Here is a 20,822-nt window from a genome sequence, read left to right on the forward strand (position 1 = left end):
AGCTGTATTCTGTATAGAGTATATAAAGGGCAAAAAAGGGTAAGGAGGCATCTATTTGGAGTTCCCGTTCATTCTTACTAACTTTTGGGATGCATTGATTGCTATACCCGCCATCATCATCATGATTGAAATCCTCAAGATCTTCTTTCCTTACATCTCTGCTTGGATACCAACGATCGCCTGTTTGCTGGGCTTAATCATATCTGTTTTAATTGCACATCCGCATAGTCTTTGGACTGGTATCGTAATGGGAATCGTCTATGGAGTTGCTGCAGTCGGATCATACTCAAGCTTTGTTTATGTTATTTATAACTATCGAGATAAGAAGCCCCACAATCCTTATAAATAGTTGAATGCTCGGAAAAGTTCGTTTACGTTTAGTACATAACTTAACGAACTTTTTTATGAGGAGAATGAAATGAACAGAAAAACAGCCATTGTGACTGGCACATCTAGCGGGTTTGGTATGCATTGTGCAATTGAACTTGCGAAGGCCGGTTTCTACGTAATAAGTACGATGCGAAATATCGGTCGTGCAGAATCTCTATTAAAGTTGGCAGACGAAAACAAGGTAAGTGACCAAATTCATCTTTATGCTCTGGACGTGACATCAACAGAATCTATTCTTACTTTTAAAGACTTCATCAAAGAGTTTCCTAGCATTGATGTTTTAGTCAATAATGCAGGATTTGCACTTGGCGGTTTTTCGGAAGAACTTTCAATCGATGAATATCGTCTTCAGTTTGAAACAAATGTGTTTGGTGTTATCGCGATTACGCAAACCGTTCTTCCCTTCATGCGTAAAAACAAGCGTGGACGCATCATTAATATGAGCAGCATATCTGGAAAGTTCGGCTTTCCTGGTCTATCACCTTATACGGCATCTAAGCATGCGTTGGAAGGATACAGCGAAAGTTTGCGTTTAGAGCTTCGTCCGTTCGGTATAGATGTTGTTCTTATTGAACCTGGATCTTATCAAACAAACATCTGGTCTTCGGTTGACAACATGACCATTAGTTCTAAGTCTCCTTATTATTTTTATATGGAGGCATTGATGAAAAACATGGAGAGCAGCAAAGGAAATCATGGAGATCCCGTTGATGTCGCACAGCTAGTAACTAAACTAGCTACCGCCACAAAAACACCTAAACTGCGGTATCCGATTGGTAGAGGTGTGAGATTAACGATATGGCTAAAAGCAATCGTTCCATGGAAGACGTTAGAAAGAATAATAACAATGAAACTAGTAGGAAACAAAAAGAGGTAGTCATGGGACTGCCTTTTTATGATGTTTGATCATGGTTGTTCTTAAAGTGAGCATTGAATTGTCCACGGAGCATTTCTTTTAGCACACTCTTCTCTGCAGGTTTTTCTTTCTCCTTTTTCATCTCTGTTCTAATTTCATGTGTTTGTACTCCGTCTTCTCGTTTGTTTGCAATCTCAACGAGCTTTTCAATATCAGAAAATGAATATTTCCGTGTCCCTTTTTCAGTACGTTCCGGGAAGATCAACTTTCTTTCTTCGTAATAACGAATCTGCCTGAATGTTAATCCCGTTAACTCACTTACAATACCTATTGAAATAACCTTCTTATCTTTATATGGTGTATTTTCAAAAGACATATAGAAGCCACTCCTTCTCCCTACCCCCTGCTTTTACTATATCTTAATGAACCTTTCATTCAACAAAGCTGTTAGATTATCTCACCTACGTTTTTATATATTTATGAATCCCTTGATATATTTTCTAACAGGTTTGACCAAAGAATTACGAGTTTGATTGCAGGAGATTTCCACCATCTTAATTGTTAAATCATCGGCACAGAGTATCTGATGATAAATTCTTTAAAAATATTTTCACTTTTGAAACCAAAAGGCTGCAGGTGCGTAATATCTAATGCATTCTATCGAGTAAAGTTCGTTAATGAGTCAATAGACGAAGAAGATTGTTGTGCTAATAGGATATTCAATATTTTTAATGGCTGTATGGTTGATTTTAACTAAGCACAAATCTTATTTCACCTCAGAAACGGATAAAGAGGTTTGAATGGGTCTCAGCATGAAACACAGATTAAACATTATTGGGGGAATAGAACATGAATAACCACGAGATTGATTATAAAATTTATGGCGATGATATGCAGTTCGTTGAAGTAGAGTTAGATCCAAAAGAAACGGTAATCGCTGAAGCTGGTGCACTAATGATGATGGAAGACGGCATAGAGATGGAGACGATCTTTGGAGACGGGTCAGGTTCATCAGGCGGCACTGGTTTAATGGGCAAACTATTCAATGCCGGCAAACGCGTACTGACAGGTGAGAGTCTATTCATGACAACATTTACGAATGAAGAACGCGAAAAGAAACATGTTTCATTTGCTTCTCCTTATCCTGGAAAAATCATTCCGATGGATTTAAGTGAACTTGGCGGTAAAGTGATCTGCCAAAAAGATGCGTTTCTAGCCGCTGCGAAAGGTGTAGCAGTCGGCATAGAATTTCAACGTAAGATTGGAGCAGGCTTCTTCGGTGGTGAAGGTTTTATTATGCAGAAGCTTGAAGGCGATGGGATGGCATTCGTTCATGCTGGTGGAACCATTCACAAAAGAGAATTGGCACCTGGCGAAGTACTGCGTGTAGATACGGGATGCTTGGTTGCTATGACAAGCGGAGTTGATTATAATATTGAAATGGTTAAAGGCGTGAAAACAGCACTATTTGGCGGTGAGGGCTTGTTCTTTGCCACATTAAGAGGACCGGGAACCGTTTGGATCCAGTCTCTTCCGTTCAGCCGCTTGGCAAGTCGTGTGTTTGCTGCAGCTCCGCATAGAGGTGGATCAAGTGATGAAGGCAGCATTGCTAAAGGCGTGTTCGGAATGCTAAATGGAGATTGATTAAGAAATGGTAGTTAAACAGATGTTATAGTTAAAATAAAGAGCAGAATCATCTTCAGTAGATGGTCTCTGCTCTTTTTATAGTTTGATCCGTTTTGCATAAACGACCAACCGTTTCTCATGTTCATTGTTTTTCCTATTATATACACCTGTACATGTTATGAGGTTTAACCTAGGCTGCTGACCAGGTCCAAATATCACACGTAAAGGTGCTTCGTCTTTTTTATAGGCAACGACCTTTTCCACTTGAAAAGAAACTTTTTCATTTCCTTTCCCATAAACATGAATGAGATCACCTGCTTTCAAGTTCTTTAAATAAAAAAATACAGCAGGGCCTTTATAATCATCAACGTGACCAGCTATAACTGCATTTCCATTTGCCCCGGGCTTAGTACCCAGCTCATACCAACCAACATCTTCTCCGTTATTTGGCACTTCCATCTGTCCGTCTTTGTTTAGTCCTTGTCCATTTACAGAAGCGCTCACTTTTAAAGCTGGAATCTCGATTTTTGTTGGAAGAATACCAATGGATTCAGTCTCATTTGACTCATCTTTTTTTGCATCATCGTTATTCATTTTCATCATAGAATCGGTTTGTTGAGCTGATTTTGTATCTGTTTCTTCTTGTGATGAAACTAGAATCTTGTTCTCACTATACTCTTGTTTTTTATCACTTTCATAGTTATTTCCTGCTGAGCAACTGCTCAGCAGGAATAAAATTGGTATTAAAATAATTTGATTTCTCATTTTTATTGAACAGTACGTTTTCGATAAAGGACAAACGCAAGCGCACCCAATCCAGCTACAGCGATAATTTCTGCTGTATAGCTTGCCGTTGAATCATCAGATGCTCCACCCATTCCTGTTTTTGGCATTTCTGACGGCATTACCATTGAGTCTTGAAGAACGAGTACTTCAAGTTTATCTGCTGTATTGATTGCATAAACGCTGTAAACCATATTTGCTTCAAGCTTTGTTCCAGAGAGGTCAAGCACTTGCTTACCATCTGGAGTTCGAATCTCTAAATCATACGTATTTGGATCTAACTCTTTATAATCTGTAAATGCTTTGAAAGTAGCTCCACTAAACAAAGCGTCCCCTCCGATTAAACCTACATCCACTGTCGGTGCATCAGGAGAAAGATGGCCGATGCGTACTTTTGCTTTTCCTTCAGTTGCTTCCATGGAATCTTCTGCAACTGCCAGCTCAATCATTTCTAGCATGTTTGCTGCAGCTACTGTATAAGCTTTACCTGCTTCAACGGACAAATTTTGTGAGATTACAGCATTATCTTTAGTACCCGCTGCAAAGATTTCCACTTTATGTTCGCCAGCTGGCAATGGCATGTAATCTGTTGCCGCCTTAAACTCCGCACCCTCGACTACTGGTTTTCCATCGACATACACATCAACTGCAGGGGCATCTGGTGAAGCATGTACAATACGAACCATTGCATCATTAGACTCAGCAAAAACCCCCGTTGCCATCATAGCAAACATCATAACCGCGGCAAGTGCAGACCCAAAAAACTTTTTCATTTCATCTCTCCTCACAAATGGTATACAAACCACCGTACAATAAATGTAATGTGTTTGTGTAAGTTATGTACCACTTAAACTATTAACTTAAACCATATTTTTAAAATATTTACAATTTATTATTTTATCCGTTGTTCGTTTAGTGAACAAAAAAAAAGAAATTGCCCTTAAAATAAGAGACAACTTCTCAAGAATTTGTAATATTGTGTTGCGTTAATTATTTCTTATCGGTTAGCCGTTCATTTACGAAAATGTTGTAAAACCGTTCCTCTACCACCTTTTACCTCGACTTCGGCAAAAGCCCCGTTTACAAATGTAATTTGAGGCGGTACATGTCCACAATCCACATCGTATATAACAGGGATCTGCAACTCATCTGCCAATTCTCTATACACATCTTCAGCAGTATAGTCATTAACAGGATCATTAGCAGGGCTTCGGCCGAATAGAAAACCTGAACAGTTATCAAACCAGCCGGCTAGCTTCATCTGAACCAATGATCTTCTTAAATCAGCCGTGTTCATCTCACAATTTTCTAAATACCATAGGATCGGTTCACCATTGATTTTCTGTTTATTAAAATCAGCGAGGTTACCATAAGGTGTCCCTACCAGATGCCGAATCACATCAATACAACCGCCCAGCAGACGCCCAGAAATCTTTTCATCCTCACCTGAAACCGTCTTCCATTCTGTATCTTCAGTCAAATGAAACACGTATGGTGTTGGCGCCTGGTGTTGCCATTCTTTTTGATATTTTTCAGAGGACTTCTGAAGAACAGTTTTACCTTCTTCTGTTGAAAGTACTTTTTCCCACATAGCTGTTGTTTCATCAGAGTACTCACCTCTTAAATCGACGAAATTTGTTCCATGAGCGGTTGCGATCCCTGTTTTTAACGTGATGGAAAGCAACAGAGCACTCGTATCTGAATAACCTAGAATCCACTTTTTTGGCAAATTCGTGAAATCAACATATTCTAAGATTTCGATTAATAGCTCACCACCCCAAGGAGGGATGATTAAATCTATATTTGGTTCTCTTAACATCTCATTAAACTCAGCAGCACGTGTTTTTGCTGGTGCTGACTTCGCTTTTTTCTGTGTCCAAACCGTTTCACCACAAGTTACCTCATATCCTTTCTTCTCCATCCGAATACAGGCCTGCTTGAACATATCATGAAGAGTTGATTGTACACCTGAGGAAGGAGCAGTTACTCCGATCGATGCATTATCGTTTAATACTGGATATCTAATCATCTGAACTCATCCTACTTTTTGTATTTTTTCTGTTGTTAATTAAACTTCCACAAATTTAGTTAGAGTTCCTTCAATCTTTCGCAATTAGAGGTGATTCCACTTTAATGATTACTTTTCCTTTTGCTCTTCCCGTTTCTACATACTCAATTGCTTTTTGTGCATCTTTAAATGGAAAGACTTTATCGATCACAGGTACGATCACTTCTTTTTCTACTAAATCAGCAATCTTGCTTAACTGTTCCCCACTCGGTTTCATGAATAGGAAATGGTAATGAACGTTATGTTTTCTTTCAAGCTTTGCTATCTTACTACTCACAATAGAAAAAATCACCTTTTTGAAGAACCCCAAATTGTTTTCTGCTGCAAATGCCTTATTCGGGACAGCTGAAACAGAAACAATCTTTCCACCGGGTCTCAACACTTTAAATGATTTTTCTAAAGAAGTTCCACCTAACGTGTCAAAAACGGCATCATACCCTTTAAGAACCTTCTCAAAATCTTGTTCTTTGTAATTGATAATCTCGTCAGCACCCAATGACTTAACAAGATCGTATCCTCTATTACTCGCTGTGGTGGCTACATAGGCTCCCATAGTTTTTGCAAGCTGAATCGCAAATGTACCAACTCCGCCCGCACCAGCATGGATTAAGATTTTTTGTCCCTCTTTCAATTGAAGAACGTCATGAAAGGCTTGCCAAGTAGTCAAGCCAACTAGCGGCAGTGAAGCACTTTCAATCAAGGAAATGTTACTTGGTGCGATTGCCACATCTTCTTCATGAATTGAAATATATTCGGCGAATGTTCCAATGCGGCTCTTTCTTGGTCTACCAAACACTTTATCTCCAGGTTGAAACTTAGTCACTTTACTTCCTACCTGTTCAACGGTACCTGAAAAATCATTCCCAAGAATTAATGGCATTTGAAAGGATAACAACATTTTTACTTTTCCATCTCTTATTTTAAAATCTATCGGATTTATACTTGCAGCATGTATTCGGATTAAAAGATCTTGCTCCCCTATTTCGGGTATATCTATTTTTGTTTCTTGAAGTGCTACGTCCTCTCCGTAGCGATCGATTATCATTGCTTTCATTTGATTGTTTATACCTCCAGCATTTCGCCCATTTCTTACTAATTTTACTATTATGTACAACGAACAAGATACTCATAAGAAGCAGCTATCATATTCATATATCGAACAAACTGTTTTGTGGAAGGAGGAAAAGCCTTTATGAACAATTATCCCATGAACAATCATCCATATAATCATCAACATCAACACTCCATTGACGAATCAAATTATGTAGAGCGCCAAATGGAAGAAGATGAAGCAGGTCCATTTTCACCACCGCCCCAACAATTTGCACAAAGCCAGATTCCACAACCTTTTTTCACTCAAAACTTCCAGCCCCCACAAATTCGTGCACGGTTATGCAGTTGTTTAGGAAATTGGGGGCTATTAGGTCTACGTCGTCCAGGTCAGTTTGGGCGTGACTTTTGGTTCTTTCCTGTAGCAATACGCCAAAACAGCGTAACCGGCTATATTTGGATTGGCGGTCGGCGTCAGCGCGTACGATACGGATTTTCTCAGATCCGAAACTTCGTATGTTTTGGTTGATTTAAAAAATGGGCTGAAACCAAGCCTTTCATGTCAGCCTTAGTTGCATTTATACTCTCGTTTTAACTTGTTACTACGTTGAAATTCATCTACAAACAAGTTAACCTTTCTTATGATGTAAGAAAAAGCCGCTCCCACGGGGAACGGCTTTCTTTAATCTCGTTTCTTATAAAAAACACCAAGGATATTATCAAGAATTCCCTCGTCATCATTTCCCTCTTCTTCCCACTGGTCGTGGTCATTGCCATCTAGAATATTTCCCCGATCAAGGCTAGAATCTAAGTTCAAATCTAGATGGGCACTGTCCTCCCTCACTCCATGTGTTTAATGATTTGATAAAATGTTTTTCACACAAAAGAATTAAACCGAACTTTTTTCTTGTTTATTACGTTTCTTTTGGATAATCAAAGCAATTATTCCTATGATTACCGAGATTCCAATACTAACATAAAGCCCCGGTCGTATGGTTTCTTCAAACCATGTACCTGTTACGGCTAAAGAGATTAATCCGATTGCAACGATCGAAATCAGCTTCACCCCTATAGATTGCTTTAGTATCTTCATGGAAGACAAAATGATAAACAACCAGTTGAATAGAAGTAATATCCCAGCTGCCGTTGTAATGTACTCATAAATACGTCCTGGGAGGAGAAGTGCTGTTATGATACTTGCTAAAAGGCCTCCTGCTCCTAAACCCATCGCAGGAAGCGGCAGTTTTTTAAATTTTATCGTTTTCGCAAATAATTTAGGAGCATCTCCGTCTTCTGCAAGCGTTCTTAAAAGATTAGTCACTCCAAAAAGAGCTGCCGCCATAGCTGAAAACCCAGCTATAATGATCGCTCCGTTAAATACATGCGGGAAAAAACCTAGATGATACCTTTCCATCGCCGTAACAAATGGACTTTCTTTATGATCAAATGTTTCTAAAGCAACCGTAGACACAGCAAGTCCAATCGATAAGACATAAATAATTGTAAGGATAAATAGCATGATCGAACCCGCTTTTGAAGCATCTTCTGTCTTTTTCAATTGCATCGCCATCATACCGATTACTTCTATTCCGCCAAATGCATAAAACGCATAGATTAGAGACGACCAGAAGCCTTTAAGTCCTCCTGTAAAATAACCGTTGAACGTATTTGGTATGACTAGATCATAGTTTTTTCCATCAACAAAACCAATTAGTCCTGCGATCGCCAAAATAATGAACATAACGATTGCTGCTACTTTTATGACAGCCAGCAAATTTTCAACTTGATCAAATTTCTTCGTTCCCGCTAACACAACAATAATGGCTAAAACTGCATAAAAAGCTGCAAAGATCCAAAGCGGAACATGTGGCAACCAAAATTGAGAGAGGATTGAAAGTGCAGTGAGCTGGCTTCCCATGATCAATATATTAGAGACCCAATAATTCCAGCCACAACTAAAACCCGCCCATCTTCCATAGGCATGTGTGGCATAATAACAAAAAGAACCCTTTTGAGGATCTGCTGCTGTCATTTTGGCTAATAACTGAAACACGATGTAAGTTCCTATTGCTGCCAATATAAAGGAAAATACAATAGAAGGGCCGGTAAGCTGGATTCCAATCGTGGATCCTAAAAAATAACCTGTTCCTATTGTACACCCTACTCCAACAAGAGAGAGCTGCCACCAAGCCATGTTTTTTGCTTCTGATTTATCAAGATTTGGTTGAACCGGTCCACTACAATTGTTTTTTTTCACAATAATACCCTCCTGCTTTACAGGTATTATTGTTTATCTTAAGCGATTGAATATTCATTGGCGTAAGAAAAAACAATTTTTACGATAATAAAAACGAGATACCTTTATAACCAAAGTAAAAACCAAATCCGATTAATGATAAACCTGATAGTTTCGAAATTCCATCTAGAATGCGGTCAGCCAGCATCTTTCGAAAACTACTTGATACGACTGCCATCGCGAAATCCCACATTAGTATGCCTGTAAATATAGCTGCACTATAAAGAAGTAGACTTTCTAATGAATATTTCGTTGCAGTTTCTGCAAGTATAGAACCATATATTCCTAACCAAAATAAGATAGTAAGTGGATTGGTAAGAGACATGAGAAAACCAGCCATAAAACTCCTGCTATTATGTACCGTGTAATCTTGTTGACTGCTCTTTCTTTCAGCAGAAGCTTTTTTTAATGTCTCGATTCCCGTATAAAGAAGAACAAAACTGCCAAATAGCCAGAGGAAAGTTTTAATGAATGGTGTATTAATATAGCTTACAAGCCCCATGTAGACCATAAGCATATAGAGAGCATCTGCAAGAGTTGCACCTAATCCGACCATCCAAGCTTGCCAAAATCCGTATTTAATACCGCGGTCCATCTGTGCAGCATTTACAGGACCGATTGGTGCAGCAAGAGATAAACCTAGCAGTACATATTTAAAAAATAATATCATTGATTACCTCCACATATAAGATGGACACCTTATGCTTGTCTTCATCTTATTCGGAAGTAATTCTAATCAGACCTAAAAAATCATATTGTGAATGGGAGTTCATACAAATGGATCATCAGTTAAGCCCTAAGATTCAAGAAGCTCTTGACCATGTTAAGCGTGCGGATGAAGCTATGATAGAAGCACAAGCAAATCAAACGCCATCTTGTTTTCAAACCGCAAAAATATGGCTAGAAACCGCTCAGCAATCAGTACATGACGTAGGTGAAGGAATGTCTGAAGAAGAAAAGAAACACATTCATCACGCCAAAGAATACTTGAGACATCTTCACGAAACACAAGCTGCACTGCAAGATACTAGGTACGATTAACGTATAAATCCCTCATGAGAGCTCATGAGGGATCTTTATGTTTAGGTAAATAAATTTCGGATAAAACCGGCTTGGTTGACGGTTTCAGTTTTCACATCAACATTAAGTTTACGAATGTTATCACAATAAATATGAAGTCGTTTTGCTTTCTCTGCGTTTAGATAAGAGGCGTAGTTGTCCAGCTTATCTACTTCACGAAGTACGTCTTCCTTTGTGTCTGCTTTCTCGATCCTGCTGCAACAAGAGCTGATCTGGTCATAAACAGACATGCTAGCCACCTCCTTTATGTTTTATTTAATAATTCCCTCTCCAAAATTTTTAAAACTGCGACCTATGAACTGTTGAGTCGTTTAACAATAATTCCTATAATTTGTTTGCTAGACTTTGCTTACACCATTTTAAAAGGAGCACAACAAAGTGGAAGAATTTCGTGCTACGTTCTGATGACCGTTATATCGCAGCGCTTAAAGGTTAATGGTACATACATAAAAAAAGGAAGAATCACTCTCCCTTTTATAAAAAGTATTCAAGAAATTACTGGTGGCAACGTTCGTCCTGTTTCCAGCATTGTTTTCAAGTTGCTCAAGATCGCTGGCCAGCCATTGTTAAATCCTACGAACGTATCTTCATCCTCTACGAGATCTGCATCCTTCAAATTCTCGTGACGCAATGTCAACCTCACTGTACCGTTCAACTCCTTAAGCAGAAATGTCGCAATAGTAGGCTTTTTCCGAACTTCATCATCCCACTTGTTGAACCATGTAAAGGAGAGTTTCTTTTGTGGCTCATATGTTAAGATTTCTCCCCAATCAGTCACCTTACTGCCGCGTGAATATGTAATCTGTGAACCTTCTTTCCATTCCGAATCCACTCGGCTGCCGAAAAAGTATTGCTCTGTTAAATCTCCGTTTGTTAGGGCATCCCACAATTTTTCAGATGAGGTCTCTATATATGTAACATATACAAACTTTAGATTCTCCACATTCTAGCCCTCCTTTTAATGAACACCTTTATTAGAATCCCAGTTTCCTTTAGATTTTCTTATCTCAACGATTTGGCCGATGTGATAGGCATTATGAATGTTTATATGAGCAAGTACAGAATACCAAGGGTCGTGACGGTCTTCATGAGCAGAAATTTCAAAGATACTACCCTCTGCATCTTTTAATACAGTCGCCCAATCCGTTAGGATAGCAAATAATTGATCTTTAGCTGCTTCCCAATCCTGACCGTTTTTGTTTTCGAACGTCTCATCATTGCTTTCAACCTTTTGATGGGGCGAATTTCCTTTAAACCTCTGTAAATAACGTTCGTTCCAGAAAATCAAGTGGTTGACGATCTCCCATATAGAGTTGCTTTCACCAGACTTTTCCCTCGCTTGTTCAATTGTAAGTCCTTGAAGTGCTCGATCAATAGGCACAAACCAGTTTGGTTCATTATGGTTTGCCGCCATTTGATTTAAAAGAATTGTTTTTTTATTCATACAAAAACCTCCTTGTTCAGAACTGTTTACGAACATACATTCTGCACAAGGAGGTTGGATTCCTTTTTATAAACTTTAAATATTCTGCTTTGATATTAGTTCTGATAGTTGCACACGACGACCTTCTTTACTCGAGATAGCTGCTGCTTCATTTATTGCCGTTAGGTTCACAATATCATCTCTTTCTATCGTCGTCTTCACCCCATTTTCAATCGCCTCAACCCATTGCTCCATATTAGAAGAGATTGGATTCGGCAGTTCCGGCTTTACCCAATCCTCTGTGCCAAGGTGCTTACTTTTAATTCTTACATCTTGCCATTCAACCATAAGTGTACCTTCTGTGCCGTAAAGCTCGAGTTGCTGAGGGCTTCCATAAGATAAGAAGCCCGTTTCGATCATTCCCATAGCACCTGATTCATATTCCACCATAACGACAGCGTTATCATCTACACCTAATTCGTATAATTCATTCAATCTACTGCTTACTGCTTTTACTTTTCCACCTAAACGGTTCGTTAAATAAATTGGATGTGCCCCAAGATCGATCAAAGCTCCTCCTCCACACTCTTCTTTATTATAAAAGTGCTGTGGCAGCCATCCTTTTGGATTCTCTTCCGAAGGTACTGATCCGTTATGAGCTACGCGACATCTAATATATGTAAGATCTCCAAGAAGTCCAATGTCTACTGCTTGTTGGGCATAGAGGTAAAAGCTTTCTGTAAGTCTTGGAAGGTTGACCATAAGTTGTACCTTATTTTTGTCTACAGCATCTAAAATTTCTTCACACTCTTTCACTGTGAAAGCTAGGACTTTTTCAGTAAAAATATGTTTCCCATGGTTCGCAGCAGCGATAATTACCTCTTTATGACGGTTTGTTGCTGTAGTAACGATTACACCATCAATGCTTGAATCAGCTAGCACGTTCTGGAGATCCGCTTCATACGAAACACCTAACTCTTCCGCCCATCGGATTCCTCGCTCTTCGTTTTCGTCCCAAACCGTTTTGATCGTGATGGCTTCATTTTCCATTGCTTCTCGTGCATAATCGACTGCATGCACGTGCCATTTACTGAGTAGAGCTACATTCATTACCTTTACCACTCCTCAAGCTAGAATTATTACCATTATACATAAGAGAGGCGTGCAATACATAACAAGCTTTACTGTGTTTACTAGGAGTTTAGAAGTTTATCAAAGTTAATAAAATAACTAAAATTTGCTTCTTGATTCTATACGCTGCTCTCACTTGCGCCTTCTATTACCATTCTATTTTGAAGTGACTCTACAAAATCTCCCGCATGATCAAAATAAAGATGCACTTTATTAATCTCTTGTTTTTGTCCAAAGTAACCTCTTGCTTGCACTGGATCCTTAAACACTATTTCATATTTTAGCTCATCGCTAATCCCAAAAATAATCGTAAGTATTCTTGGGAAAGCCGTAGCATGGAATACTCTCTTCTCATTTATGATACTTCCACTTTTGTTGTATTTGATTGAGGCAGGCTGTATATAGTCAATCTAGCTTAAATTAAAATATAGAGATCGTCTAGCACCAATTTTCATCCTTACTTTATCTTTGGTAATACGAAAAGGGGTATTTCTCATTAAGTTATAGTCACCTAGCATGTAGATAACACTGTAAATATGTAAAACTAGCATAATAAGAGCTATGTTAGGTTCTTCTTTTTTAAGGTAAATATGAAACACAATCGTCTCAATGATTTGTTCGTGGATTAAAGCTAGAAATAGATAAAAATAATTGGAGTTTTTATGAAAGAGGTAACTATCATTCTGAATCACCATACGTTTTTTAATTCTCCACTTAAAGAAGGCATGGTATAAGATGTTCCATTCCTTTTTGAAGAGTAAGAATATAGGGTTCTGATCTATGTTTCCTTTCTTATACATAAGAAATAAGTAAATAAACAAACTCTCAAATAAAATGATGACTATGACAATTGAGATTAATAGTTGGCGATCCATAAATACATTTCCCTTCCTTCACCATATTCTTCAAGTTAATTGTAAAGGAATGGGAATTAATGAGTAGTAAAAATAATGATTTCCATAATTTTGTAACAACTTTAAGGCAAATTGGTTAAACCACCTCTTATTGGAAGGAATTTAGACTGGACTCGATGGTATTGGAAAGTTCTATTTTAAATTACACTTTATTCAACATAAAAAAAGCCGTACTCGAAGTACAAAATCTTCCTCAAGTGACGGCAAAAAGTTATGAGTCATATCGTTTTATAGTACAAAACGGTTGTATCTAATCCACCTTTTTCGTTCTTAGCGAAAAAGGGTATTCGCCCCGCTTCTTGAAAACCAAACGACTGATAAAGTAGATTTGATGGATCACCTTCCCTTGTATCTAAAACAAGCAGTGACCGCCCTATTTCTTTTGCCCTTTGTTCTGCATGAAGCAGCAGCTTTCGCCCAATTCCTTTTTGTCTAAATGCTGGGTGTGTCATCAGCTTAGCTACCTCTGCACGATGAGTTCCATTTGGTTTCGTACACAAGTGAAGCTGAATGGTACCCGCGATATGCTCATCAACTTTAGCGATCCAAAACAAAATATCAGGTTCCACACAGCTTTCCCAAAAGGCATCAGCTTCTTGTTTTTTTAGCGGAGACAAAAAGCCGATTGAAGCTCCTTCATCTACTACTTTAATTAAAAGATCAGACAGCTCGTCGGTACATTCGTCAACATTCCGTATCTCAACAATTTCCATTCCCGTTATCCCCTTCATCACCATTTGTTTATTATCCATTTTAATACTCCTTTTCAGTGAAAAGAAGAGGGTTTGTTGAAAATCGAATTATCATACATTAACTCATCTCAATTCCTTAAATTTGTCACTCCGCTTCAGCCTATGCATACACTATGTTCGAGAATAACTTAGGGGAGGCTTATATATGATGAAACATTCAAGAAACAGTTTATTCTCAAAACAACATCTATTTCAAAACGAGAAGAAGCAACATCCTCAAACAAGCTGCGAGGGTTGTATCTGTGGAATTTTTCGTCGTTTAAATGAGGAATGTACAGAGGGTTGTACAACTAACAATCAGTTCTTTTATATTCTGCCAAAAGGGGAAAGTCGTCCAGTCGGTGATACCCCTATTCTCTTTCGATTCCTACGCTTTGAAGCTGAGAGTTGCTGCGCTTTTTTGAGATTATGATTGAGCAAAATACGGTCACTTTGCAAGTTGCTGTAGACTGTCACGAAATTAGTGGTATCGTACCGATCCAGTAAAAGAGGTGATCTTTAAGATGTTAGCAAATTGTGGTTGCTCCAACCTTTCAAAATGCGGTGGTTGTGCATGCTGTATTTTAAAAAATTTAGCTCAGCAAATATCTAGTCAATGTAACAGCAGTTTAAATCCCTCTCTATTTCTTCTGAATAAAGGAACAAGAGAACCGATTCGCCTGATAAGTGGTGAAGGGGATAATTCGACTGTTTTTCAACTCTTGAAATTTGATCCTGACTCTTGTTGTGCTTACTTCACATATGTTGACAATCTAGGTGTTACACGAACATTTATTATTGATTGTAGAGATATTAGCTTTATTGCAATGGGTCCGCCTGGAATGAACGGAAACATGGCTTAGTTCTAGCAAAAAAAAGGAACGATTACTTCGTTCCTTTTCTTACATTTCATTGATTGGCTGTACATACTTTATTTCTTCCAGTTCTCTTCGCTTCATACAATGCTTTATCTGCGTCTTTAATCATTAAGTTTCCATTAGGAGTTGTTTCTGGAAAGTTAGATAATCCGATAGAAACTGTGATGTTCACTTCTGTACCACTGTTTAAGAGGAATGCATGCTCTTCCACCGTTGATCTAATTCTTTCTGCGATTTTTTTTGCTTGATCCAGCGAACAATCTACGAGTAAGACCGTAAATTCTTCTCCGCCGTTCCTACTCACAATGTCTGTTGGCCGTGCGCATGATCTAAGGATCAACCCTAAATCTTTTAAAACAACATCCCCTTCTGAGTGACCATAAGTATCATTAATTTTCTTAAAAAAATCAATATCGATATACAACAAAGAAAGCTTTTTCTTCTTTTCAAGATCTGCCATACAACTGTTGAATACTTCATCAAATTTCCTTACATTGTTCAACCCCGTCAACGGGTCGATCGTAGACTCTGCTTTGTACTTATCAAACATCATCTGACTCTTAAATAAAATATGTAATACCTGAAACGCTACATAACCTGAGAGAAAGGAAACGAACCAATATCCAGGAATTAAGTAAAGCAGCAACTGTTGGTCCTCAATCAGATAGAAGAATAAGAGGGTTGTTAATAGATTTGCAAAAGTAAGCATGGACCATTTTTTTGTCTGTTGGCTCAAGTTCGTTCTTGAGATTCCGATTGCAAACAAGGTAACAGTTAACATTAACAGACTAGACGTATAAGAAGAAATATTAATCCCTATTAAAAACCGCCCTGCGATAACTAAGAACATTCCTATGAATGCCGGCACTGCTCCACCAAAATAGGCTAGTAGAATGACTGGGATATGTCTCAAATCGATCAGAGTTGTACCGATCGGAATGCTGTACTGCATGAGGATGTTACTGAACAATCCCCCTGCCACTCCTGTAGTTATCTTTTTCTTAATAGTAGAATTCATACGGAGTGGTGGATCTTTCTTAATCTGGGTATACAGAAACAATAGTGCGACTAAGATTGCAAGATTAGCAAAAAGCTGTTTAACAATTATCATTTTTATCACCATCTAGTAAAATACCATACATTACATCCAAAAACTAACAAAAATACCAAAACATTTGTAAGAATTTTCTTTTTTACCTTTAAACAAACAAATCATTCGCACGAATCAATTTCTACTTATATGATTAAAGGTATATTCTCATCAATAAAACTGGAGTGTTCATTTTGACAAAGCTCTTATTAATCGGTGGTGGTCATGCTCACCTTTCCATCCTGCGCAGCCTATTAAATGAAAATGTTAACAATTTAGAAGTTACACTTATTACATCGTCAAAATTTCAATATTATTCAGGCATGTTTTCAGGATTTACAGAAGGTCTTTATGACGAAGACGAAATTCGTATCGATTTAGAGTCGTTATGCAGTCGAGCCTCTGTCTCGTTTATAGAAGACACTATCATCTCTTTTGATCCCATGCAGAAAGTGTTGTTAGGATTTTCTGGCGGAATCTATTCATTTGATGTGATTTCTTTTGATATTGGTTCTGGGATCTCTTCGGATTTAACCAGAACTGTTGGTTTAAACATTAAACCAAACTACCGCTTTCCTGAACAGATCAAAAAATTCCGATCAAGTGAAAGTCCTGTCATAATCGGAGGTGGTTCTGCTGGAGTAGAGCTCGCCCTTGCTACATCGGCTTGGCGCCAAAAGCAAAGTTTGAAGAATCACGTAACCTTGATCAGCTCATCTCCACTCCTTCATTCTTATGGAAACAAAGCAACAAAGAAAATAAGAGAAATCGCTAAATCCCATAATCTTGTCTATTACGAAAATGAAAAGATAGATAAATTGGAAAACAACATCGTTGTTACTGATAAAGGTACAAAGATCGAGTACTCTGCAATCATGCCCGTAACCGGACCAAAAGCAAGCTCACTATTTAAACAAGCATTGCTTTCCACTGATATAAAAGGGTACTTACTCGTCGATGACACACTACAGAGCGCTGATTATCCGTACGTATTTGGAGCTGGTGATTGTGTGTCTTTATCGATCTATCCTGACCTTCCGAAGAACGGTGTCTACGCGGTTAGACAAGGACCCATTCTCTGGAATAATATTAAGCGATTGATAACAGGTAGAACACTAGTTTCGTTCAAGCCTCAAAAGTATTACGTATCTATCTTATCCACAGGCCATAAACATGGATTATTTACTTATGGCGACTACGTTATTTATGGAAAATGGGCTTGGAGCTTAAAGAATCTAATTGATCAAAAATTCATGAACAAACATCTATAATTCTAGTCGCTAAATTTTAAGAGATTATAGAGGTTAAGCTCAAAAAAACGAGCAGATCATTTTCTGCTCCTAACACTCTATCTAAACCAACTGATGTACTTTTTTGTTAGTTTTGGCAATGTTCCGCTAAACAACTTGCTCCTCCAGTACAGATCAGCTGTACGCTGAATAGCAGCGGCATGATTAGGATATGGATAGATCATCTGTGAAAGGTCTCCAATTTTGCTTCCCTTTTTCAATGCAAAAATAACAGTCTGCATCCAATCACCACTACCATTCCCTATTGCATGCCCACCCAGGATCTTACCATTCTGATCCGTAATAAATTTTATCAAACCGTCCGCTTCGTGATCCGAGATAAACCGATCAACATCAGTTAAAGGAATTTCATAAACCGAAAACTTAATTCCTATCTTTCTCGCTTCTTGTTCCGTCATACCTACATGAAAAATCTCTGGTTGGGTATAGATGTTCCAGGGAATGTGATTGTAGCTCATTTTCTTTGGTACACCAAGGATTGCATTCTGAACGACAACTTTTCCTTCTTCCCCAGCTACATGTGTAAAAGCGAATTTGCCGTTAATGTCACCGATTGCATAGATATGGGGTACATTCGTCTGCAACTTTTCATTTGTAGGAATGAACCCTCGCTTATCTTGAGATACCCCTGCAACATTCAGATTCAAACTGTCACTATTCGGTTTTCTGCCGACAGCCAAAAGAATCTGATCAAATTCCTCTGTATATTGCTCATGACCTTTGTTAATCACAACTCTTTTTCTTCCGTTTGATGCTACCTGTACTTTTTCTACTTCTGAATTTAATTGAATCGTTAACTCCTTCTCCAATATGGAAACCGCTGCTTTTCGGATACTTTCATCTTCTGTTGCTAGGAGTTTCTTTCCCTTTTCAACGATAGTAACTTTTGAGCCTAAACGTGATAGAGCTTGTGATAATTCCAGCCCTATGGGGCCACCGCCAATTACAAGAATCTTATCTGGCAATTCTTTTTGCTTAAATAAGTTTTCGTTCGACCAAAACCCCGCATCCTGCAAACCATCAATCGGTGGTACGAGAGGTCGTGAGCCGGCAGCAATAACGATCCTTTTCCCGTATATCTCTTGCTCATCAACTCTCACAGTGTTTGCCGAGGTAAATGTTCCCGATCCCTTATAAAGGTCGACACCTAGTGATGTAAATCGTTCATCACTATCATGCTTTTGGATCGCTTGTATGGATTGCTGTACACGTTCATTGACTTTTTCTAAGTCAACAGATCCAGAAACATCTAGACCAAGTTCCTTCCCTTTGGTTCTAGCAGTAAAAATATCCTTTGAAGCTTGTATAAAAGCTTTTGAAGGAACGCAGCCAACGTGAAGACAATCACCACCTAGATGCCGTTCTTTTTCAATTAGAGCTACTTTCGCTCCAAGAGAGCTAGCTCCAGAAGCTACCGTAAGCCCTCCAGCACCTCCACCGATAATAATAACATCATAATTCTTCACATCTCTCCCTCCTTGTGTTGCAAGATTTCCTTAGCTTCAAGCAATCTTTGCAAAGCTGTATAAAGTTCAATTACAAAAAATAGTAATGTTATAACCGTCAAATAATTTGAGAATACAATCATAAGACTGAACAAAATAAACCCTTCTGTACGTTCGGCTAAACCTGCTTGATAATAGAAAGACTTCATACCTTGCTTCTCACTCACTGCTCCTACTGTTAGAAAGATTGTCATCGATACAATAATTGACACGGATAAGAGCAAAAGTGGAAGCTGCGAATCAGGAAAAGCTATCGCTAACCCAATGATCACACTAATCTCAACAATCCGATCAAAGGTAATATCTAATACAGTTCCCCATGGAGAAGGTTTTGTAAGTCGTGCCATCGTACCATCAACTGCATCGAGAAATCCAGAAAACCATAGCGCACATACAGCTAGGATTGGCTGATCAAAATAGATCGACACACCTGATGTACTTCCAATGATAAAGGCGATCCAAGTAACTTGATTCGCACTCAATCCCGCTTTTATTAATAATCTCGCCGTACTCAAAATAGTCGGCTGTACATACTTTCTTGCATGAGTATCTAGCATCAACTTCTCCCTCACTTTTAATTTCCAGCTGATAAGTATCGTTAAATCTGTTTTTTCAGTACAAGAAAAACGGTTATTGAAACACATAAAACAAATGTGATGTACAGCATGTATGCATGTTCAGTTGCCGTGCTTGATCCTAGAAACGTGTATGCCAAATAACGAAAAGAATATTAGAGAAAATCGTTTTCTGCTCTCTTATCTCTCCACTTCGAAAACCTTTACATGTTCTCCAACATTCACCTTTTCACGAGTTGTTAACGTAATGATGGCTTCTGAATGTTCAATAGACAAAACACAATGAAACTTCCCGTCTTGATAATATGTTTCTATCACTTCAGCTTTTCTTCCATTTTGATTATCATGTCTTCCTAACTTAAGACTGCTTACGGGGATGAAGCGCTCTTCCGTCCAAATACCACCTTGAAGAAACGAAGCTACAAATGGATTAAATGGAGATTCATATAAAACATGTGGGCTATCAAGCTGTTGGAGCTTACCTTTATTTAAAACGGCTACACGATCTCCAAGAGCCATCGCTTCCTCCAAATCATGTGTGACGAACAATACGGTTATGTTTTCCGATTTTAATAGATGTTTGATCCATCTCCTCGTCTCTTTTCGAAGTTCCGTATCTAGACTTGAGAACGGTTCATCCAATAAAAGAACTTTTGGATGTACGATCAAAGACCGTGCCAAAGCTGCACGTTGTTTCTGACCGCCAGAAATCTCATGAGGAAAATCGGATTCTAAACCTTCTAAGCCCACTCTTTTCATCATTTCTTTACTTTTCTCATATCTCTTTTTTTTACTGACTTTTGCCATCTTTAGTCCGAAAGCAACATTTTCTAAGACATTCATATGTGGAAATAGAAGTGATTCTTGAAACATATATACCACTGGCCTTTGTTGTGGAGGTACATTTGTTATTTGTTCACCATCAATCATGATCTCTCCAGTGTCTGCTTTCTCTAATCCAGCAATCAGTCGAAGTAAAGTAGATTTCCCAGTTCCAGAAGGACCGACTACGGAAATAATCTCTCCTTTTCTTACACGCAGTTGATTCAAGTTCAGTACTTCTTTATCTTTGTACACTTTTCTGATATCACTTAACTCTATAAAATGAGATTCCAT

General features: G+C 38.4%; 23 protein-coding genes. 7 read left to right on the top strand and 16 right to left on the bottom strand.

Annotated features, from left to right (window positions below; genetic code table 11):
- The first annotated feature begins 55 nt into the window (after nt 1-55).
- Together FS458_RS14760 and FS458_RS14765 are read left to right on the top strand one after the other, a co-directional pair.
- Nucleotides 56-349, top strand: coding sequence for a hypothetical protein (locus FS458_RS14760; RefSeq protein WP_144701827.1), 294 nt, complete (start codon nt 56-58; stop codon nt 347-349).
- A 69-nt stretch (nt 350-418) separates the two neighbouring features.
- Nucleotides 419-1,267, top strand: a complete 849-nt coding sequence (locus FS458_RS14765) for an SDR family oxidoreductase (protein WP_144701830.1) — start codon at nt 419-421, stop codon at nt 1,265-1,267.
- A gap of 16 nt (nt 1,268-1,283) precedes the next feature.
- Here FS458_RS14765 and FS458_RS14770 read toward each other — a convergent pair whose 3' ends face one another.
- On the bottom strand, nt 1,284-1,622 hold the full coding sequence (locus FS458_RS14770) for a MerR family transcriptional regulator (protein WP_144701833.1): 339 nt from the start codon (nt 1,620-1,622) through the stop codon (nt 1,284-1,286).
- Between the two features lie 473 nt (nt 1,623-2,095).
- Here FS458_RS14770 and FS458_RS14775 point away from each other — a divergent pair, with 473 nt between their 5' ends.
- On the top strand, nt 2,096-2,890 hold the full coding sequence (locus FS458_RS14775; protein ID WP_144701836.1) for a TIGR00266 family protein: 795 nt from the start codon (nt 2,096-2,098) through the stop codon (nt 2,888-2,890).
- A 78-nt stretch (nt 2,891-2,968) separates the two neighbouring features.
- Here the strand turns inward: FS458_RS14775 and FS458_RS14780 are convergent, their stop codons facing one another.
- The 4 genes from FS458_RS14780 to FS458_RS14795 form a co-directional block, all read right to left on the bottom strand.
- Nucleotides 2,969-3,637, bottom strand: coding sequence for a class F sortase (locus FS458_RS14780; RefSeq protein ID WP_144701839.1), 669 nt, complete (start codon nt 3,635-3,637; stop codon nt 2,969-2,971).
- 2 nt (nt 3,638-3,639) lie between these two features.
- Entirely contained in the window at nt 3,640-4,428 is a 789-nt protein-coding gene (locus FS458_RS14785; RefSeq protein ID WP_144701842.1) for a DUF4397 domain-containing protein, read from the bottom strand.
- 239 nt (nt 4,429-4,667) lie between these two features.
- Nucleotides 4,668-5,684, bottom strand: a complete 1,017-nt coding sequence (locus FS458_RS14790; protein WP_144701846.1) for a S66 family peptidase — start codon at nt 5,682-5,684, stop codon at nt 4,668-4,670.
- A 70-nt stretch (nt 5,685-5,754) separates the two neighbouring features.
- Nucleotides 5,755-6,777, bottom strand: a complete 1,023-nt coding sequence (locus tag FS458_RS14795; RefSeq protein ID WP_144701849.1) for an NADP-dependent oxidoreductase — start codon at nt 6,775-6,777, stop codon at nt 5,755-5,757.
- A 138-nt stretch (nt 6,778-6,915) separates the two neighbouring features.
- Between FS458_RS14795 and FS458_RS21105 the strand changes: the two genes are divergently transcribed.
- Nucleotides 6,916-7,302: a hypothetical protein gene (locus FS458_RS21105; RefSeq protein ID WP_233096388.1), complete on the top strand. Its 387-nt coding sequence runs from the start codon at nt 6,916-6,918 to the stop codon at nt 7,300-7,302.
- Nucleotides 7,303-7,662: 360 nt separating this feature from the next.
- On the opposite strand, the gene FS458_RS14805 is transcribed toward FS458_RS21105, so the two are convergent.
- Together FS458_RS14805 and FS458_RS14810 are read right to left on the bottom strand one after the other, a co-directional pair.
- A complete protein-coding gene (locus tag FS458_RS14805) occupies nt 7,663-8,967 on the bottom strand; it encodes an amino acid permease (RefSeq protein WP_144703658.1) in 1,305 nt (434 codons plus the stop codon).
- A 142-nt stretch (nt 8,968-9,109) separates the two neighbouring features.
- Nucleotides 9,110-9,739: a LysE family translocator gene (locus tag FS458_RS14810; RefSeq protein ID WP_144701852.1), complete on the bottom strand. Its 630-nt coding sequence runs from the start codon at nt 9,737-9,739 to the stop codon at nt 9,110-9,112.
- A 107-nt stretch (nt 9,740-9,846) separates the two neighbouring features.
- On the opposite strand from FS458_RS14810, the gene FS458_RS14815 reads away from it, so the two are divergent.
- On the top strand, nt 9,847-10,110 hold the full coding sequence (locus FS458_RS14815; protein ID WP_144701855.1) for a hypothetical protein: 264 nt from the start codon (nt 9,847-9,849) through the stop codon (nt 10,108-10,110).
- A 41-nt stretch (nt 10,111-10,151) separates the two neighbouring features.
- Here the strand turns inward: FS458_RS14815 and FS458_RS14820 are convergent, their stop codons facing one another.
- The 5 genes from FS458_RS14820 to FS458_RS14840 form a co-directional block, all read right to left on the bottom strand.
- Nucleotides 10,152-10,379, bottom strand: coding sequence for a hypothetical protein (locus FS458_RS14820; protein ID WP_144701858.1), 228 nt, complete (start codon nt 10,377-10,379; stop codon nt 10,152-10,154).
- A 257-nt stretch (nt 10,380-10,636) separates the two neighbouring features.
- Nucleotides 10,637-11,092 carry an SRPBCC family protein gene (locus tag FS458_RS14825; protein WP_144701861.1) on the bottom strand — a complete coding sequence of 152 codons (456 nt, stop codon included), beginning with the start codon at nt 11,090-11,092 and terminating at the stop codon, nt 10,637-10,639.
- Nucleotides 11,093-11,107: 15 nt separating this feature from the next.
- Nucleotides 11,108-11,593: a DinB family protein gene (locus FS458_RS14830; protein ID WP_186320572.1), complete on the bottom strand. Its 486-nt coding sequence runs from the start codon at nt 11,591-11,593 to the stop codon at nt 11,108-11,110.
- Nucleotides 11,594-11,668: 75 nt separating this feature from the next.
- Entirely contained in the window at nt 11,669-12,682 is a 1,014-nt protein-coding gene (locus FS458_RS14835) for a Gfo/Idh/MocA family protein (RefSeq protein ID WP_144701867.1), read from the bottom strand.
- 1,153 nt (nt 12,683-13,835) lie between these two features.
- Nucleotides 13,836-14,339 (bottom strand): GNAT family N-acetyltransferase, encoded by a 504-nt coding sequence (locus FS458_RS14840; RefSeq protein ID WP_186320628.1) that lies wholly within the window; start codon nt 14,337-14,339, stop codon nt 13,836-13,838.
- A 533-nt stretch (nt 14,340-14,872) separates the two neighbouring features.
- Between FS458_RS14840 and FS458_RS14845 the strand changes: the two genes are divergently transcribed.
- Complete coding sequence (locus FS458_RS14845) at nt 14,873-15,211, top strand: hypothetical protein (RefSeq protein WP_144701870.1); 339 nt, start codon at nt 14,873-14,875, stop codon at nt 15,209-15,211.
- Nucleotides 15,212-15,257: 46 nt separating this feature from the next.
- Here FS458_RS14845 and FS458_RS14850 read toward each other — a convergent pair whose 3' ends face one another.
- Nucleotides 15,258-16,337 (bottom strand): diguanylate cyclase, encoded by a 1,080-nt coding sequence (locus FS458_RS14850; RefSeq protein WP_260858665.1) that lies wholly within the window; start codon nt 16,335-16,337, stop codon nt 15,258-15,260.
- 173 nt (nt 16,338-16,510) lie between these two features.
- On the opposite strand from FS458_RS14850, the gene FS458_RS14855 reads away from it, so the two are divergent.
- Nucleotides 16,511-17,587 carry an FAD-dependent oxidoreductase gene (locus FS458_RS14855; RefSeq protein ID WP_144701873.1) on the top strand — a complete coding sequence of 359 codons (1,077 nt, stop codon included), beginning with the start codon at nt 16,511-16,513 and terminating at the stop codon, nt 17,585-17,587.
- A 77-nt stretch (nt 17,588-17,664) separates the two neighbouring features.
- Here the strand turns inward: FS458_RS14855 and FS458_RS14860 are convergent, their stop codons facing one another.
- The 3 genes from FS458_RS14860 to FS458_RS14870 form a co-directional block, all read right to left on the bottom strand.
- Nucleotides 17,665-19,092 (bottom strand): dihydrolipoyl dehydrogenase family protein, encoded by a 1,428-nt coding sequence (locus FS458_RS14860; protein ID WP_144701876.1) that lies wholly within the window; start codon nt 19,090-19,092, stop codon nt 17,665-17,667.
- Nucleotides 19,089-19,688 (bottom strand): CDP-alcohol phosphatidyltransferase family protein, encoded by a 600-nt coding sequence (locus FS458_RS14865; protein WP_144701879.1) that lies wholly within the window; start codon nt 19,686-19,688, stop codon nt 19,089-19,091. Before FS458_RS14865 ends, FS458_RS14860 begins: the two co-directional genes overlap by 4 nt.
- A 198-nt stretch (nt 19,689-19,886) precedes the next feature.
- A complete protein-coding gene (locus FS458_RS14870) occupies nt 19,887-20,822 on the bottom strand; it encodes an ABC transporter ATP-binding protein (protein ID WP_144701881.1) in 936 nt (311 codons plus the stop codon).

The sequence above is a fragment of the Fictibacillus phosphorivorans genome, assembly GCF_007673525.1.
Taxonomy (GTDB): Bacteria; Bacillota; Bacilli; order Bacillales; family Fictibacillaceae; genus Fictibacillus; species Fictibacillus phosphorivorans_C.

Excerpts from the sequence above, each read along its gene's own strand:
- FS458_RS14765 (WP_144701830.1), top strand. The coding sequence starts at position 419 with ATGAACAGAAAAACAGCCATTGTGACTGGCACATCTAGCGGGTTTGGT.
- FS458_RS14770 (WP_144701833.1), bottom strand. The coding sequence starts at position 1,622 with ATGTCTTTTGAAAATACACCATATAAAGATAAGAAGGTTATTTCAATA.
- FS458_RS14775 (WP_144701836.1), top strand. The coding sequence starts at position 2,096 with ATGAATAACCACGAGATTGATTATAAAATTTATGGCGATGATATGCAG.
- FS458_RS14780 (WP_144701839.1), bottom strand. The coding sequence starts at position 3,637 with ATGAGAAATCAAATTATTTTAATACCAATTTTATTCCTGCTGAGCAGT.
- FS458_RS14785 (WP_144701842.1), bottom strand. The coding sequence starts at position 4,428 with ATGAAAAAGTTTTTTGGGTCTGCACTTGCCGCGGTTATGATGTTTGCT.
- FS458_RS14790 (WP_144701846.1), bottom strand. The coding sequence starts at position 5,684 with ATGATTAGATATCCAGTATTAAACGATAATGCATCGATCGGAGTAACT.
- FS458_RS14795 (WP_144701849.1), bottom strand. The coding sequence starts at position 6,777 with ATGAAAGCAATGATAATCGATCGCTACGGAGAGGACGTAGCACTTCAA.
- FS458_RS21105 (WP_233096388.1), top strand. The coding sequence starts at position 6,916 with ATGAACAATTATCCCATGAACAATCATCCATATAATCATCAACATCAA.
- FS458_RS14805 (WP_144703658.1), bottom strand. The coding sequence starts at position 8,967 with ATGGCTTGGTGGCAGCTCTCTCTTGTTGGAGTAGGGTGTACAATAGGA.
- FS458_RS14810 (WP_144701852.1), bottom strand. The coding sequence starts at position 9,739 with ATGATATTATTTTTTAAATATGTACTGCTAGGTTTATCTCTTGCTGCA.
- FS458_RS14815 (WP_144701855.1), top strand. The coding sequence starts at position 9,847 with ATGGATCATCAGTTAAGCCCTAAGATTCAAGAAGCTCTTGACCATGTT.
- FS458_RS14820 (WP_144701858.1), bottom strand. The coding sequence starts at position 10,379 with ATGTCTGTTTATGACCAGATCAGCTCTTGTTGCAGCAGGATCGAGAAA.
- FS458_RS14830 (WP_186320572.1), bottom strand. The coding sequence starts at position 11,593 with ATGAATAAAAAAACAATTCTTTTAAATCAAATGGCGGCAAACCATAAT.
- FS458_RS14835 (WP_144701867.1), bottom strand. The coding sequence starts at position 12,682 with ATGAATGTAGCTCTACTCAGTAAATGGCACGTGCATGCAGTCGATTAT.
- FS458_RS14845 (WP_144701870.1), top strand. The coding sequence starts at position 14,873 with ATGTTAGCAAATTGTGGTTGCTCCAACCTTTCAAAATGCGGTGGTTGT.
- FS458_RS14850 (WP_260858665.1), bottom strand. The coding sequence starts at position 16,337 with ATGATAATTGTTAAACAGCTTTTTGCTAATCTTGCAATCTTAGTCGCA.
- FS458_RS14865 (WP_144701879.1), bottom strand. The coding sequence starts at position 19,688 with ATGCTAGATACTCATGCAAGAAAGTATGTACAGCCGACTATTTTGAGT.
- FS458_RS14870 (WP_144701881.1), bottom strand. The coding sequence starts at position 20,822 with ATGGAATCTCATTTTATAGAGTTAAGTGATATCAGAAAAGTGTACAAA.